The organism is Nocardioides potassii (assembly GCF_021648885.1).
Classification (GTDB): domain Bacteria; phylum Actinomycetota; class Actinomycetes; order Propionibacteriales; family Nocardioidaceae; genus Nocardioides; species Nocardioides potassii.
Genome location: NZ_JAKJHZ010000009.1, coordinates 38,687 through 51,583, shown reverse-complemented (window position 1 = coordinate 51,583; position 12,897 = coordinate 38,687). Strand labels below are relative to the sequence as shown.

14 protein-coding genes are annotated in these 12,897 nt (G+C 71.8%); 8 read left to right on the top strand and 6 right to left on the bottom strand.

All coding sequences use genetic code 11. The features are described from left to right. The first annotated feature begins 10 nt into the window (after window positions 1–10). Genes L2K70_RS14015 through L2K70_RS14005 form a run of 3 tightly spaced genes read left to right on the top strand, consistent with a single transcriptional unit; the run spans window position 11 to window position 2,826 of the window. On the top strand, window positions 11–688 hold the full coding sequence (locus tag L2K70_RS14015) for a response regulator (protein WP_236402796.1): 678 nt from the start codon (window positions 11–13) through the stop codon (window positions 686–688). A gap of 51 nt (window positions 689–739) precedes the next feature. Beyond that, window positions 740–1,621, top strand: coding sequence for an ABC transporter ATP-binding protein (locus L2K70_RS14010; protein ID WP_236402795.1), 882 nt, complete (start codon window positions 740–742; stop codon window positions 1,619–1,621). Next, window positions 1,618–2,826 carry an ABC transporter permease gene (locus L2K70_RS14005; protein ID WP_236402794.1) on the top strand — a complete coding sequence of 403 codons (1,209 nt, stop codon included), beginning with the start codon at window positions 1,618–1,620 and terminating at the stop codon, window positions 2,824–2,826. The genes L2K70_RS14010 and L2K70_RS14005 overlap by 4 nt, the downstream gene beginning before the upstream one ends. Window positions 2,827–2,848: 22 nt before the next feature. Here L2K70_RS14005 and L2K70_RS14000 read toward each other — a convergent pair whose 3' ends face one another. The 4 genes from L2K70_RS14000 to L2K70_RS13985 are packed head-to-tail and all read right to left on the bottom strand — an operon-like array spanning window position 2,849 to window position 6,260. Then, window positions 2,849–3,307 (bottom strand): VTT domain-containing protein, encoded by a 459-nt coding sequence (locus L2K70_RS14000; RefSeq protein ID WP_236402793.1) that lies wholly within the window; start codon window positions 3,305–3,307, stop codon window positions 2,849–2,851. Next, on the bottom strand, window positions 3,307–3,948 hold the full coding sequence (locus L2K70_RS13995; RefSeq protein ID WP_236402792.1) for a CDP-alcohol phosphatidyltransferase family protein: 642 nt from the start codon (window positions 3,946–3,948) through the stop codon (window positions 3,307–3,309). Before L2K70_RS13995 ends, L2K70_RS14000 begins: the two co-directional genes overlap by 1 nt. A gap of 18 nt (window positions 3,949–3,966) precedes the next feature. After that, complete coding sequence (locus L2K70_RS13990) at window positions 3,967–4,572, bottom strand: Maf family protein (RefSeq protein ID WP_236402791.1); 606 nt, start codon at window positions 4,570–4,572, stop codon at window positions 3,967–3,969. Next, entirely contained in the window at window positions 4,569–6,260 is a 1,692-nt protein-coding gene (locus tag L2K70_RS13985) for a DUF885 domain-containing protein (protein ID WP_236402790.1), read from the bottom strand. The genes L2K70_RS13990 and L2K70_RS13985 overlap by 4 nt, the downstream gene beginning before the upstream one ends. Window positions 6,261–6,376: 116 nt before the next feature. Between L2K70_RS13985 and glsA the strand changes: the two genes are divergently transcribed. After that, complete coding sequence (glsA, locus tag L2K70_RS13980; RefSeq protein WP_236402789.1) at window positions 6,377–8,158, top strand: glutaminase A; 1,782 nt, start codon at window positions 6,377–6,379, stop codon at window positions 8,156–8,158. 5 nt (window positions 8,159–8,163) lie between these two features. Here the strand turns inward: glsA and L2K70_RS13975 are convergent, their stop codons facing one another. Then, entirely contained in the window at window positions 8,164–8,379 is a 216-nt protein-coding gene (locus tag L2K70_RS13975; RefSeq protein WP_236402788.1) for an acyl-CoA carboxylase subunit epsilon, read from the bottom strand. Then, entirely contained in the window at window positions 8,379–9,998 is a 1,620-nt protein-coding gene (locus L2K70_RS13970) for an acyl-CoA carboxylase subunit beta (protein WP_236402787.1), read from the bottom strand. Before L2K70_RS13970 ends, L2K70_RS13975 begins: the two co-directional genes overlap by 1 nt. Window positions 9,999–10,048: 50 nt before the next feature. Here L2K70_RS13970 and L2K70_RS13965 point away from each other — a divergent pair, with 50 nt between their 5' ends. From L2K70_RS13965 to L2K70_RS13950, 4 genes are all read left to right on the top strand, one after another. Continuing rightward, the gene (locus L2K70_RS13965; protein WP_236402786.1) at window positions 10,049–10,849 is read left to right on the top strand and encodes a biotin--[acetyl-CoA-carboxylase] ligase; all 801 of its coding nucleotides are present in this window, start codon (window positions 10,049–10,051) and stop codon (window positions 10,847–10,849) included. A 15-nt stretch (window positions 10,850–10,864) separates the two neighbouring features. After that, window positions 10,865–11,368 (top strand): PH domain-containing protein, encoded by a 504-nt coding sequence (locus L2K70_RS21720; protein ID WP_236402785.1) that lies wholly within the window; start codon window positions 10,865–10,867, stop codon window positions 11,366–11,368. Further along, window positions 11,358–12,383 (top strand): adenylate/guanylate cyclase domain-containing protein, encoded by a 1,026-nt coding sequence (locus L2K70_RS13955; protein WP_236402784.1) that lies wholly within the window; start codon window positions 11,358–11,360, stop codon window positions 12,381–12,383. Before L2K70_RS21720 ends, L2K70_RS13955 begins: the two co-directional genes overlap by 11 nt. A gap of 183 nt (window positions 12,384–12,566) precedes the next feature. Continuing rightward, complete coding sequence (locus tag L2K70_RS13950; RefSeq protein ID WP_236402783.1) at window positions 12,567–12,884, top strand: winged helix-turn-helix domain-containing protein; 318 nt, start codon at window positions 12,567–12,569, stop codon at window positions 12,882–12,884. Window positions 12,885–12,897: the final 13 nt, after the last annotated feature.

The following is a 12,897-nucleotide window of genomic DNA, read 5'->3' as shown; positions in this document are numbered from 1 at the left end:
CGACCCGCCGATGGATCGACTCAGGGTGCTGCTCGTCGACGACCACGCCATGGTGCGCTCGGGCTTCGCCATGGTGCTGTCGGTCGAGGACGACATCGAGGTCGTCGGCGAGGCGGCCGACGGCCTGGAGGCGATCGAGCAGGCACGCGCGACGCGTCCCGACGTGGTGCTGATGGACGTCCAGATGCCGCGGATGGACGGCATCGAGGCCACCGGGCACCTCGTCGCCGACGACCTCGGGCACGTCGTCATCGTGACGACCTTCGACCGCGACGACTACCTCTTCGACGCCCTCCGGGCGGGCGCAAGCGGCTTCCTGCTGAAGAACGCCGGACCGGAGCAGCTCCTCGACGCCGTACGTGCTGCCGGGCGCGGTCACGCGCTCCTCGCCCCGGAGGTGACGCGGCGGGTGATCGGCCGGATGGCGGGGAAGGACGACGACCGGGGCGACCGCGTCGAGCGGCCCGAGCCGGAGGCGCTGCGCCACCTCACGGCGCGTGAGCGGGAGGTGCTCGTCCTGCTCGGCCGCGGGCTGTCCAACGCCGAGATCGCCGCCGAGCTCGTCCTCGGTGAGGCAACGGTCAAGACCCACGTGTCCAACGTGCTCGCCAAGCTCCACCTGCGTGACCGCGTGCAGGCGGTGATCTACGCGTACGAGGCCGGTCTCATCCTCCCGGCGGAGGACTGATCCATCCGCGCGACGGATCCGCCCGTCGCGCCAGACCCCTAGCGTCGGGGCATGCTGGAGATTCGGGAGCTGACCAGACGGTTCGGTGACGCCACCGCCGTGGACCACGTGTCGTTCGAGGTACCGGCCGGGCAGATGACCGGCTTCGTGGGCGCGAACGGCGCCGGCAAGACCACGACCATGCGGATGGTCATGGGCGTGCTCGGGATCGACGAGGGCGAGGTCCTGTGGCGAGGCAGCCCGATCACCCGCCTCGACCGCCGCACCTTCGGCTACATGCCCGAGGAGCGCGGCCTCTACCCGAAGCAACCCATCCTCGACCAGCTCGTGTACGTCGCCCAGCTCAAGGGCATGGGGCGGACCGAGGCGCGGGCCGGGGTGCAGGAGCTGCTGGAGCGGTTCGGGCTCGGCGAGCGGACCAAGGACCACCTGGAGAAGCTGTCGCTGGGCAACCAGCAGCGCGTGCAGATCATCGCGTCCGTTCTGCCGCGACCGGCCGCGCTGATCCTCGACGAGCCGTTCTCGGGGCTCGACCCGGTGGCCGTCGACTCGATGGTCGACCTGCTGCGCGAGCACACCCGCGACGGGGTCCCCGTCCTCTTCTCCAGCCACCAGCTCGACCTGGTCGAGCGCCTGTGCGACCGCCTCGTCGTGCTGGCCCAGGGCCGCCGGGTCGCCGCCGGGACCGTGGCGGAGCTGCGCGACGCGGGGGTGCCGCGCTTCCGCCTCGTCCTCGGCGGCGACGCCGGCTGGGTGCGTGACCAGTCCGGGCTCGACGTCCTCGACCTCGACGGCACCACGGCGCTCGTCGAGGTGCGCGAGGACGGGGCCGAGCAGCACCTCGTCGCCGAGGCCACGCGCCGCGGCGCCGTCCACGAGTTCGTCCGGGTCCGCCCGGCGCTCAGCGAGATCTACCGGGAGGCCACGGCATGAGCACCGACACCAGCACCGACCGCACCGACCGCACCGACGAGCCCGCCTGGCTGCTCGTCACCCGCCGCGAGGTGGTCTCGCGGATCACCGACAAGTCGTTCCTGATCGGCACCGCGCTGATGGTGGTGATGATCGTCGGCTTCCTCGGGTTCACCGCCTGGCAGGACGAGAAGACCGACGACGTCACCCTCGGCGCGACGCCCGACGCCGTCGCGATGGCGACCGCGGTCAAGGACGGTGCGTCGGCGGTCGACGACAAGGTGAGGGTCGCCGTGGTCGAGCTCGACGACGACGCCGCCGCGAGGGCCGCGCTGCGCGAGGACGACGTGGACGCCTGGCTGCACCCGGCCGAGGACGGTGACGGCTGGCAGCTGACGTCGGAGTCGAGCGAGCAGGACTCGCTCACCGACGTGACGGAGGCCGTCGTACGCCAGCAGGTGCTCGCCCGGAACGCCGCGGACGCCGGCACGTCGGTCGATGCGCTCGAGGCGGGCAGCTCGGTGACGACGAGCTTCCTGCGCGGGGACGCGGAGCGCGCCGCCGTGGCCGAGGTCGTGGGATTCGCCTTCGTCTTCCTGTTCTACTTCGCCGCCCTGATCTTCGGCATGCAGCTCGCCTCGTCGGTCATCGAGGAGAAGCAGAGCCGCATCGTGGAGATCATCGCGGCCGCCATCCCGCTGCGGCACCTCCTCGCCGGCAAGGTGCTCGGCAACACCGCGCTGGCGGTGATCCAGCTGCTGGTCTACCTGGTCGTGGGCCTCGTCGGGATGTCGTTCACCTCCTACAAGTCCTACCTGCCGGCACTGTCCGGTCCGACTGCCTGGTTCATCGGCTTCTTCCTGGCGGGCTTCGTCGCCCTCGCCTGCCTGTGGGCCGTGGCGGGGTCGCTCGCGTCACGCACGGAGGACCTCCAGGCGACGTCGACGCCGCTGACGATGCTGATGCTGGTGATGTTCTTCGGCGGGCTGTCGCTCGACGGCCGTGCCCAGGTGATCGCGTCCTTCGTCCCGCCGGTCTCGGCGGTGGTGATGCCCAAGCGCATCCTCGCCGGCGGCGTGGAGTGGTGGGAGCCGCTCGTCGCGCTCGGCCTGCTGGCCGCGTTCGCCGCGGTGACCGTGTGGGTGGGGGAGAAGCTCTACCGCCGGGCGCTGCTGCAGACCGGCGGCCGCGTCAGCCTGCGACAGGCGTGGTCCGCGGCGGAGTAGCCCACCCGGGTGCGGGCGGCGGTCAGAAGAGGTGGAGGAGGGACGAGGTCCCGAACACCACGGCCCAGAACCGCAGTCCGCGACCCAGCAGGCCGGTCATGAAGAAGATCCCGAACGGCACGCGCAGGATGCCCGCCAGCACGGCCGTGATGGCGTACGGCGGGAAGCCGACGGCCGCGGAGAAGAAGAGCAGTCCCGCCGTGAACCACGGACGCCCCTCGGCCCGCTCGTGCCACCGGTCGAGGGACGCCTTGGCCTTCGGCTTCTGCAGCTGCCGGTGGACCCACGGGGCGCGGTCGACGTGCATGCCGCCCCAGTACCAGAGGATCTTGCCGACCATCTGCCCGACCGTCGCCGCGATCAGCAGGCCCCACACGTGCTCCGGTGCCTGGCTGACCGAGACCGCGAGGATGGCCTCGATGTTGATCAGCGGCAGCAGCGCCGAGGCGATCGAGGCGCCGAAGACGCTCCAGAAGAGCATCAACCCGCGGTCCCGGGGACGGGCAGCCCGATCCGTACGAGCCGCTGGAGGGACACGCACTTGAGCACGAGCAGGGCCGAGGCGATCACCAGCCCGACCCACATCCAGCCGGTGACCAGCAGGAGCACCGCGAACAGCGCGCTGTTGATCGCCTTGGCCGGCTTCGACCAGTTCCAGAGCCAGATCGGGCGGTCGACGACGAAGAAGTAGTTGGGGCTGCGCACCGGCCAGGCGAGGAACGCGATCGACAGGAAGCAGTCGATCACCATGAACTCGGCGAGGTAGACGAAGATCGCCGGTGACAGCTCGGGCTGCAGCCAGGCGAGGCCGATGTAGAACGCGCCCGCGTTGAGCCGGTCGCTCATGATGTCGAGCACCGCCCCGATGCGGGTCTCGCAGTCGCGCAGGCGGGCGTAGAAGCCGTCGAGCATGTCGCCGACCCAGTAGACGGCGAGGGCGGCGACGAGCAGCTCGAGGCTCTGCTGGTGCGCGGCGACGGCGGAGAGCACCACGGAGGCGATGGTGCGGACCGCGGTGATGACCGTCGCGCCGGTCAGGAGCCGCTCGTCGCGGACGCCGTACCGGTTGTCGGGGTCGGCGACAGGTCGGGCCTGCACCCCGCCAGTCACCCCGCCACCCACGCTCGGGATGCTATCGGGTCACGTCGTGGTCCACAGGCTCGGCCACGCGTGTCCGAGCTCGAGGACCAGCTCGCGCAGGAGCGGCAGGCTCACGCCGACCACGTTGTGGTGGTCGCCGTCGATCCCGGTGATGAAGGCACCGCCGACGCCGTCGATGGTGAAGGCGCCCGCGACCTCCAGCGGCTCGCCGGTGGCGACATAGGCGTCGATCTCCTCGTCGGTGACGTCGGCGAAGTGCACGGTCGTCGACCCCGTCGCGGCGGCGACCCGTCCGCTCGGCACGTCGCGCAGGCAGTGGCCGCTGTGCAGCACGCCCGAGCGGCCCCGCATCGAGCGCCACCGGCGGGCCGCCTCGTCGGGGTCGTGCGGCTTGCCGAGGGCCTCGCCGTCGAGCTCGAGCACGGAGTCGCAGCCCAGGACGAGCGCGTCGGAGGGAACCTCGTCACGGTCGACGACGGCCGCGCACTTGAGCTCGGCCAGCTGGAGCGCGAGCTCCGCCGGGGGCAGGTCGGCCACCTGGGACTCGTCGACCCCGCTCACGACGACGATCGGCTCGATGCCGGCCGCCCGCAACGTCGTACGACGGGCGGGGGAGGCGGAGGCGAGGACGAGCGGGGTGCTCACAGCCGCTCCAGCGCCGTCCGCAGCGGGTCGAGCCCGAGCGAGCCGAGATCGAGCGCGGCGCGGTGGAAGGCCTTGAGGTCGAAGTCGTCCCCCTGCCGCCGCTGGACGGCCTCCCTGGCCTCGAGCCAGATGCGCTCGCCGACCTTGTAGGACGGCGCCTGGCCGGGCAGGCCGAGGTAGCGCTTGACCTCGAACTGGATGAACTCGTCGTCCATCCGGCAGTGCAGCCGCATGAACTCCAGCCCGAGCTCGGGCGTCCAGGTCTCACCGGGGTGGAAGGCGGTGCCGCCGGGACCGAGGCGGTTGTCCTCGGGGATGGTCAGCTCGAGGTGCATGCCGATGTCGACGATCACCCGGGTGGCGCGCAGCGACTGGCCGTCGAGCATGCCGAGCAGGTCGGCGGGGTCGTCGAGGAAGCCGAGCTCCTCCATCAGCCGCTCGGCGTAGAGAGCCCAGCCCTCGCCGTGGCCGCTGCACCAGCACATCAGGCGTTGCCAGCGGTTGAGGGTGTCGCTGCGGTAGGCCGTCTGCGCGACCTGGAGGTGATGGCCCGGGACGCCCTCGTGGTAGACGGTCGTGACCTCGCGCCACGGGTGGAAGTCCTCGATCCCGTCGGGCACCGACCACCACATCCGGCCGGGCCGCTCGAAGTCCTCCGACGGGCCGGTGTAGTAGATGCCGCCGTCGTTGGTGGGCGCGAGCATGCACTCGATCCGGCGGATGGGCTCGGGGATGTCGAAGTGCACGCCCGCCATCGCCTCGATCGTGCGGTCGGCCAGCTGCTGCATCCAGTCGCGGAACGCCTCGCGTCCGTGGACGACCCGCTCGGGGTCGGCGTCGAGGTGCGCGACCGCGGCGTCGACGTCGGCGCCCGGCAGGATCCGGTCGGCCGTGGCGTGCATCAGGTCGGACAGCCGCTGCAGCTCGGTCCAGCCCCAGGCGTAGGTCTCGTCGAGGTCGACCTCGGCGCCGAGGAAGTAGCGGCTCGCGAGGCCGTAGACCTCGCGGCCCACCCCCTCCTTCTCCTTGCCCTGCGGCTCGAGCTCGTCGGTGAGGAAGAGGCCGAACGACGCCGTGGCGGCGCTCGCCGCGCCCGCCAGCGCCCGGAGGTGGGCGGGGTCGCCGCCGTCGAGCCGGTCGACCAGGCCGAGGTAGAAGTCGCCGGCGTCGCCCACCTGCCCGGTCCAGCGGCGCACCTGCTCGGCCACCTCGGCGTACTGTCGCGCGGCGACGACGTTGCCCTTGCGCGCCTCGTCGGACAGCGTCACCCGGAGGCCCTCGAGCGCGGCCGGGACGGCCTCGAGCCGCGACGCGATCGCGGCGACCGCCTCCTCGCCCTCGGTCGGCATCAGGTCGAAGACGCCCCGGATCTCGTGGAGCGGGCTCCACAGCACCGACATCCGCGAGCGGTTGACGCCCGCGTCCTCGAGCGCGATCTCGAGGCGGGTGCGCTCGAGGAACGCGTCCTGGGCGGCCGCCTCGCGGTCGTCGACCGGCGTCGCGGCCTCGACGGCCGCCACCACCTCGCGCGCCAGCGCCTCACGCGCGTCGAACCCGGCGGGGGAGTAGTCGGTCATCTCGTGCTCGTGGCCGGCCACCCCGATCGAGGTCGCGGTCAGCGGGTCGAGGGCGCAGTAGTCCTCGACGTAGGCGTTGCAGAGGGCGTCGATGGTGCGGGTGGAAGTCACCCGGCCGACCCTAGTCCCGGCCTCCGACCGCCTGATGAGCGCGCGGGCGCGTCGTCGCTCGGCGCTGGGACCATGTCTCCAGAGACGACCCGAATGGCCGCGAGGTGGGAGGCCCCATGGACCAGGTCACGACGACACTTCCCGTCGAGACGTACCTCCGGCGCGTGCACCGCACGTTCAGCGGGTTGAAGGACGGTGCCGTCGCCGACTACATCCCGCCGCTCGCCGCGGCCGACCCGGAGCCGTTCGGGATCTGCGTCGTGACCGTCGACGGGCAGGTCTACGCGGTCGGGGACAGCGACGCGCCGTTCACGATCCAGTCCATCTCGAAGCCGTTCACCTACGCCCTCGCCCTGGCCGACCGGGGCCTGCCCGAGGTGCGACGCCGCATCGGCGTCGAGCCCAGCGGCGACGCCTTCAACTCCATCAGCCTCGACTCGGCGGGACGTCCCCGCAACCCGATGATCAACGCGGGCGCCATCGCGGCAGCAGGGCTCGTCGACGGCGGCGAGAGCGGCGACCCGGCCGAGCGCCTGGTCGAGTCCCTGGGGGTCTGGGCGGGACGGCGGCTCGAGGTCGACGAGGAGGTGTTCGCAGCGGAGCAGGAGACGGGGCACCGCAACCGGGCGATCGGGCACATGCTGCGTGCGGTCGGGTCGCTCGACGGCGACCCCGAGCGGGCGCTGGACGTCTACTTCCGAGCGTGCTCGGTCGAGGTGACCTGCCGTGACCTCGCGGTCATGGCAGCGACCCTGGCCGGGCGCGGGCTCAACCCGCTGACCGGTGCGCGGGCCGTTCCGGACGCACTGGTGACCCAGGTGCTGTCCGTGATGACCACGTGCGGCATGTACGACGCCGCAGGCGAGTGGCTGGTCAACGTCGGCATCCCGGCCAAGAGCGGCGTCGGTGGCGGGGTCATCGGTGTCATGCCGGGCCAGCTGGGGGTGGCGGTGTTCTCCCCGCGCCTCGACGCCGTCGGCAACAGCGTGCGGGGCGTCGCCGTCTTCAACCAGCTCGCGCGCGACCTGCGGCTCCACTTCGTCAACACGGGCCGGACCCAGCGTGCTGCGATCCGCGTACGCCTGCTGTCCGAGACCCCGTCCGCCCGTCAGCGCCCGGCCGAGCAGCGCGGCGACCTCGCGGCGGCCTCCGAGCGCTGCATCGTGGTCGAGGCTGGCGGCGACCTCCTCTTCGCGGGCGCGGAGGCCGTGAGCCGCGAGGCGCTGGCGCCGGGACGACGACTCGTGCTGCTCGACCTGCACCGGGCCCAGACCATCGACGCCGCCGCCGCGCAGGTGCTGGCCGAGCTGGCGCGCCAGCTCAGCCGCAGCGGTGGTGAGCTGGTGGTGGCAGGCGCCCACGACGTCACCGCGGCCGCCATCGGCGCGCGCCTCTTCCACGACCCCGACGCCGCGCGCGAGTGGTGCGAGGACAAGCTGCTGGGCAAGGAGCACGCCCCGGTCGTCCTGGGCCCGGGCGACCACCCACTCGTGGGAGGTCTTCCCCAGCCCCTGCGCGAGGAGCTCGAGGGCATCACCCGGGTGCACGACTTCGTGCCGGACGAGCAGCTGGTGGAGGCCGGTACCCCGGCCCAGCGCGTGCACCTGTTGCTGGCGGGGGACGTGGTGGTCAGTGTCCCGACCGCCGGCGGGGCTCGACGTCGCCTGGCTTCCATCGGGCCGGGCGCGACCTTCGGTGAGTCAGCGCTGGCGTTGGGCGGCGTCCACACCGCCGACGTCCACGGTGCCACCGCCGGGCGGTGCCTGGTGCTGGACGTGGCCGCCCTCGAGGGCGCGTCCGCCGAGCTGCAGGTGCACCTGCTTCGCTCCTTCCTGGGCAGTGCCTTCGGGGTGCTGTCGCGGGTCACCCGCGACAGCTCGACAGCCGTTCCGGAGTAGTCGACTCAGCGCGGCAGGCCGCTCGCCCGCCAGCCGCCCTCGCCATGCCTGTGGGTACGGCGCACGAGCCGGGCGGGTGCGTTCCACGCGGGTCGCGGGCGCCTCGGGGCCTCGACGTCCGTCGAGCCGAGGGCGGAGAACACCGCGACGAGCGCCGCGACCTCCTCCGGCGTCGCGTCGGCGTTGAGGACCCGCAGCAGGGGCTTCTCGACGTCGCCCATCAGAGCGGGATGTTCCCGTGCTTCTTGGCCGGGAGGGTCTCGCGCTTGGAGCGGAGCAGGCGCAGCGAGCGGATGATCTCGATGCGGGTCTCGTGCGGCGCGATGACGGCGTCGACGTAGCCGCGCTCGGCGGCGATGTAGGGGTTGGCGAGCGTGGTCTCGTACTCGTCGATCAGCTCCGCGCGCTTCGCCTCGACGTCGCCGCCCTCGTCCTGCACGGCCTGGAGGGTCTTGCGGTGCACGATGTTGGCCGCGCCCTGCGCGCCCATGACGGCGATCTGGGCGGTGGGCCAGGCGACGTTGATGTCGGCGCCGAGGTGCTTGGAGCCCATGACGTCGTACGCCCCTCCGTAGGCCTTGCGGGTGATCACCGTGATGAGCGGGACGGTGGCCTCGGCGTAGGCGTAGATCAGCTTCGCGCCGCGGCGGATGATCCCCTGCCACTCCTGGTCGGTGCCGGGCAGGAAGCCCGGCACGTCGACGAACGTCAGGACCGGGATGTTGAAGGCGTCGCAGAACCGCACGAACCGGGCGGCCTTCTCGGAGGCGTCGATGTCGAGGGTGCCGGCGAACTGCATCGGCTGGTTGGCCACGACGCCGACCGAACGCCCCTCCACGCGGCCGAAGCCGACGATGATGTTGGGGGCGAAGAGCTCCTGGACCTCGAGGAAGTCCTCGTCGTCGAGCACGGCGGTGATCACGTCGTGCATGTCGTAGGGCTGGTTGGCGCCGTCCGGGATGAGGGTGTCGAGCGCCCGGTCGGTGTCGGTGACCTCCATGTCCGGCACCTCGTCGAGCTCGGGGGCCGGGTCCAGGTTGTTCTGCGGGAGGTAGGACAGCATCGCCTTGACGTAGTCGATGGCGTCCTCCTCGTCGGAGGCCATGTAGTGGGCGTTGCCCGACTTGGTGTTGTGCGTCCGCGCGCCGCCGAGGTCCTCCATCGTGACGTCCTCGCCGGTGACCGTCTTGATGACGTCGGGGCCGGTGATGAACATCGCCGAGGTCTGGTCGACCATCACGGTGAAGTCGGTGACGGCGGGGGAGTAGACGTGGCCGCCGGCGCAGTTGCCCATGATCAGGCTGATCTGCGGGATGACGCCGGAGGCGTGGACGTTGCGCCGGAAGATCTCGCCGTAGAGCCCGAGGCTCACGACACCCTCCTGGATGCGGGCGCCCGCGCCCTCGTTGATGCCGATGATCGGGCAGCCGGTCTTGATCGCGAGGTCCATGACCTTGGTGATCTTCTCGCCGTAGACCTCGCCCAGCGAGCCGCCGAAGACGGTGAAGTCCTGGCTGAAGACGCAGACCATCCGGCCGTCGACCTCGCCGTAGCCGGTGACGACGCCATCCCCGTAGGGCCGCGTCTTCTCCAGGCCGAACGCCGTCGAGCGGTGCCGCGCCAGCTCGTCGAGCTCGACGAAGGTGCCCTCGTCGAAGAGCATCTCGATCCGCTCCCGGGCTGTCTTGCGGCCCTTGGCGTGCTGCTTCTCGATGGCCTTGGCGGACCCGGCGTGCACCGCCTCGTCGAGGCGCCGCTCGAGGTCGGCCAGCTTGCCCTCGGTCGTGTGAAGGTCGATCTGGTCGGGAACCTCGGTTCCCTCGCCCGGCTGTGCACTCACGCGGCGGCCTCCTGGAGTCTGGTCAGTGGTCCATCCGGCAATGTAGTGCCATGACCGACGCACCGGCACCGCGCCCACCCCTCGACCCCGGGCGCCTGGTCCCGCCCGCCGGCTGGCGCGTCGAGGTGGAGGAGGCGACCCCGTCGACCAACGCCGCGGTGGCGGCACGAGCCCGCGCCGGGGAGGAGCCGGGCCTGGTCCTCGTCACCGAGCACCAGACCGCGGGGCGCGGCCGCCTCGACCGCACGTGGGAGACGCCGCCCCGGTCGTCGCTCACCTTCTCCGTCCTGCTGCGCCCCGACGTGCCACCGGAGTCGTGGTCGTGGCTGCCGCTGCTCACGGGGTACGCCGTCCAGGCCGCGCTCGGCGACCGGCTGCCCGACGTCGCGCTGAAGTGGCCCAACGACGTGCTGGTCGACGGGGGCGACCTCGGCGCGGGCCGCAAGGTCGCGGGGATCCTCGTCGAGCGGATCGAGAGCCCGTCGGGGCCGCTCGCCGTCGTCGGTGTGGGGATCAACGTCGACCAGACGCTCGACGAGCTCCCGATCGCGCTCGCCACGTCGGTCGCGCTCGAGACCGGCGAGCCCGTGGAGCGCACCGGCCTGCTCAACCAGGTGCTCGGCTCGCTCCACGGCCTGCAGGGTCTCCTCGACGACACCGCGTCCCTGCGCACCGCCTACGCCGACGCCTGCGTCACGCTCGGGCGCACGGTCGACGTGCACCTGCCCGCGGGCGACGTACGACGTGGCGAGGCGCTCGACATCGACGCGACCGGGGCGCTCGTGGTGGGCACCGACGACGGCACGCTCACGGTGGCGGCCGGTGACGTGGTGCACGTGCGCCCCGCGTAGTGACATGATCGCGACGTGGCCTTTCCGACCAAGCTCCTCAACGAGGGCGAGACCGTCGTCGTCTCCACCCGGACGCACGTCAAGGCGCTGATCCTGCCGGGTCTCGTCGTCCTCGTGGCGCTGGCCGCGGCGATCTTCCTCGACCGGGTGATCGACGGCTCGGTGGGCTCCCTGGTGGTGTGGATCCTGTTCCTCGCGGTCGTGGTGTGGTTCGTGGCGGGCCCGTTCCTGCGGTGGCTCACCACGACGTACACCTTCACCAACCGCCGGTTCATCAAGCGCTCCGGCTTCATCGCCAAGGAGGGCCGCACGATCCCGCTCAACCGGATCAGCGGCGTCGACTTCGAGATCGGCGTGATCGACCGGATCTTCGGGTGCGGCACGCTCGTGGTCTCCGACGCGAGCACCGACGGCCAGGTCGAGCTGCACGACATCCCGAACGTGGAGAAGGTCCAGCTCCAGGTCTCCGACGAGCTCCATCGCCTCGCCGGCGGTGACCGCCGCGACGATGGCACCTGAGCGGCCGAGGAAGGGCAAGGCCCGCAAGGGGTCGTCTGCTCCCACGGCCCGGCCGGGGGAGCAGCTCGACCAGGCGATCCTGCGCAGCAAGCCGCGCTTCAACGCGCTCGAGGTGGCTGCCGAGACAGGCGTGACGATCGACGAGACCCGCCGGTTGTGGCGCGCGCTCGGCTTCCCCGAGTTCGTCGGCGAGAAGGCCTACACGGCCGCCGACGTGGAGGCCGTCTCGACCCTGATGGGGTTCGTCGACGCCGGCGCGGTCGACTTCGACATGGCGGTCAACCTGACCCGCGGCGTCGGGCAGACGATGGCCCGGCTCGCCGACTGGGAGGTCTCCACCCTCGTCAGCCGCGTCGAGGAGATGGAGGCGAGCGACGAGGCGACCGGGTCGCGCATCGGGTCGGCGCTGCGCCTGATCAACGAGGTGAACCCGCCCTTCGAGGCGCTGCTCATCTACGCCTGGCGCCGCCACCTCGCCGCGGCCGTCGGCCGCATCGAGGCGATGGGCGCCAAGGACGAGGACCTCCACACGATCGACGTGACGGTGGGCTTCGCGGACCTGGTGTCGTTCACCGCGCTGTCCAACACCCTCGACCGCGAGGAGATCGGCGACCTGGTCGAGGTGTTCGAGAGCCGCTGCCAGGACGTGGTCGCCCGCTACGCCGGCCGGATCATCAAGAGCCTCGGCGACTCGGTCCTGTTCGTCACCGGCGGCGCCGAGGACGGCATCGCGGTCGCGGAGGGGATCATCAACGTCATCGGCCGCGACTCGAAGATGCCCGACGTCCGCCTCGGGCTGGCGAGCGGACCGGTGATCCAGCGCCTCGGCGACATCTTCGGCCCGCCGGTCAACCTGGCCGCGCGGCTGACGCAGGTGGCGCGCCGCAACCGGCTCATCGTCGACCAGGCCACCGCCGACCTGCTGCCGTCCACGGAGTGGGAGAGCAGGCGGCTCCCGGCCCGTCCGGTCCGGGGCTTCGGCCTCGTCGAGCCGGTCGCCGTACGCCGTCGCTGACGCTCCGCCCACCCGTCGCCCACCCTTCGCCCACCCGTCGCCCACCCGTCGCCCACCCGTCGCCCACCCGTCGCCCACGCTCGTCCGAGGCGTCTCCCACGCTCGGCAGGTGGACCAGACCAGTTGGTCATTTTTCGCTCATTAGGCCACCCCGACGGGTGCCGGATCCTTACCTTCAGCCACGTGTTGGCTGTGCAAGACGTGCGACTGGACCCGGGCACACGACAGGTGTGGCGGGGCGACCGCGAGATCCGACTGAGCCGCAAGGAGTTCCAGCTCCTGCAGGCGCTGATGGCGCGCCCCGGTGACATCGTGACCCGTGGCGAGCTGATGGCGGACGTGTGGCAGACCTCGTTCTACACCAACTCCAAGACCATCGACGTGCACCTCGGCTGGCTGCGTCGCAAGCTCGACGACGACCCGCGCAACCCGACGCTGATCACCACCCACCGCGGCCGCGGGCTCCGCTTCGAGCTCAGCGCGGACCGGGTCGCCAGCTGAGCCGGAGGGGCCG

What these genes read in the sequence shown, in the direction of transcription:
- L2K70_RS13965 (WP_236402786.1), top strand. Translation starts at nt 10,049, where the DNA reads ATGACCGACGCACCGGCACCGCGCCCACCCCTCGACCCCGGGCGCCTG.
- L2K70_RS14010 (WP_236402795.1), top strand. Translation starts at nt 740, where the DNA reads ATGCTGGAGATTCGGGAGCTGACCAGACGGTTCGGTGACGCCACCGCC.
- L2K70_RS13975 (WP_236402788.1), bottom strand. Translation starts at nt 8,379, where the DNA reads ATGGGCGACGTCGAGAAGCCCCTGCTGCGGGTCCTCAACGCCGACGCG.
- L2K70_RS13955 (WP_236402784.1), top strand. Translation starts at nt 11,358, where the DNA reads ATGGCACCTGAGCGGCCGAGGAAGGGCAAGGCCCGCAAGGGGTCGTCT.
- glsA (WP_236402789.1), top strand. Translation starts at nt 6,377, where the DNA reads ATGGACCAGGTCACGACGACACTTCCCGTCGAGACGTACCTCCGGCGC.
- L2K70_RS14005 (WP_236402794.1), top strand. Translation starts at nt 1,618, where the DNA reads ATGAGCACCGACACCAGCACCGACCGCACCGACCGCACCGACGAGCCC.
- L2K70_RS14015 (WP_236402796.1), top strand. Translation starts at nt 11, where the DNA reads ATGGATCGACTCAGGGTGCTGCTCGTCGACGACCACGCCATGGTGCGC.
- L2K70_RS14000 (WP_236402793.1), bottom strand. Translation starts at nt 3,307, where the DNA reads ATGCTCTTCTGGAGCGTCTTCGGCGCCTCGATCGCCTCGGCGCTGCTG.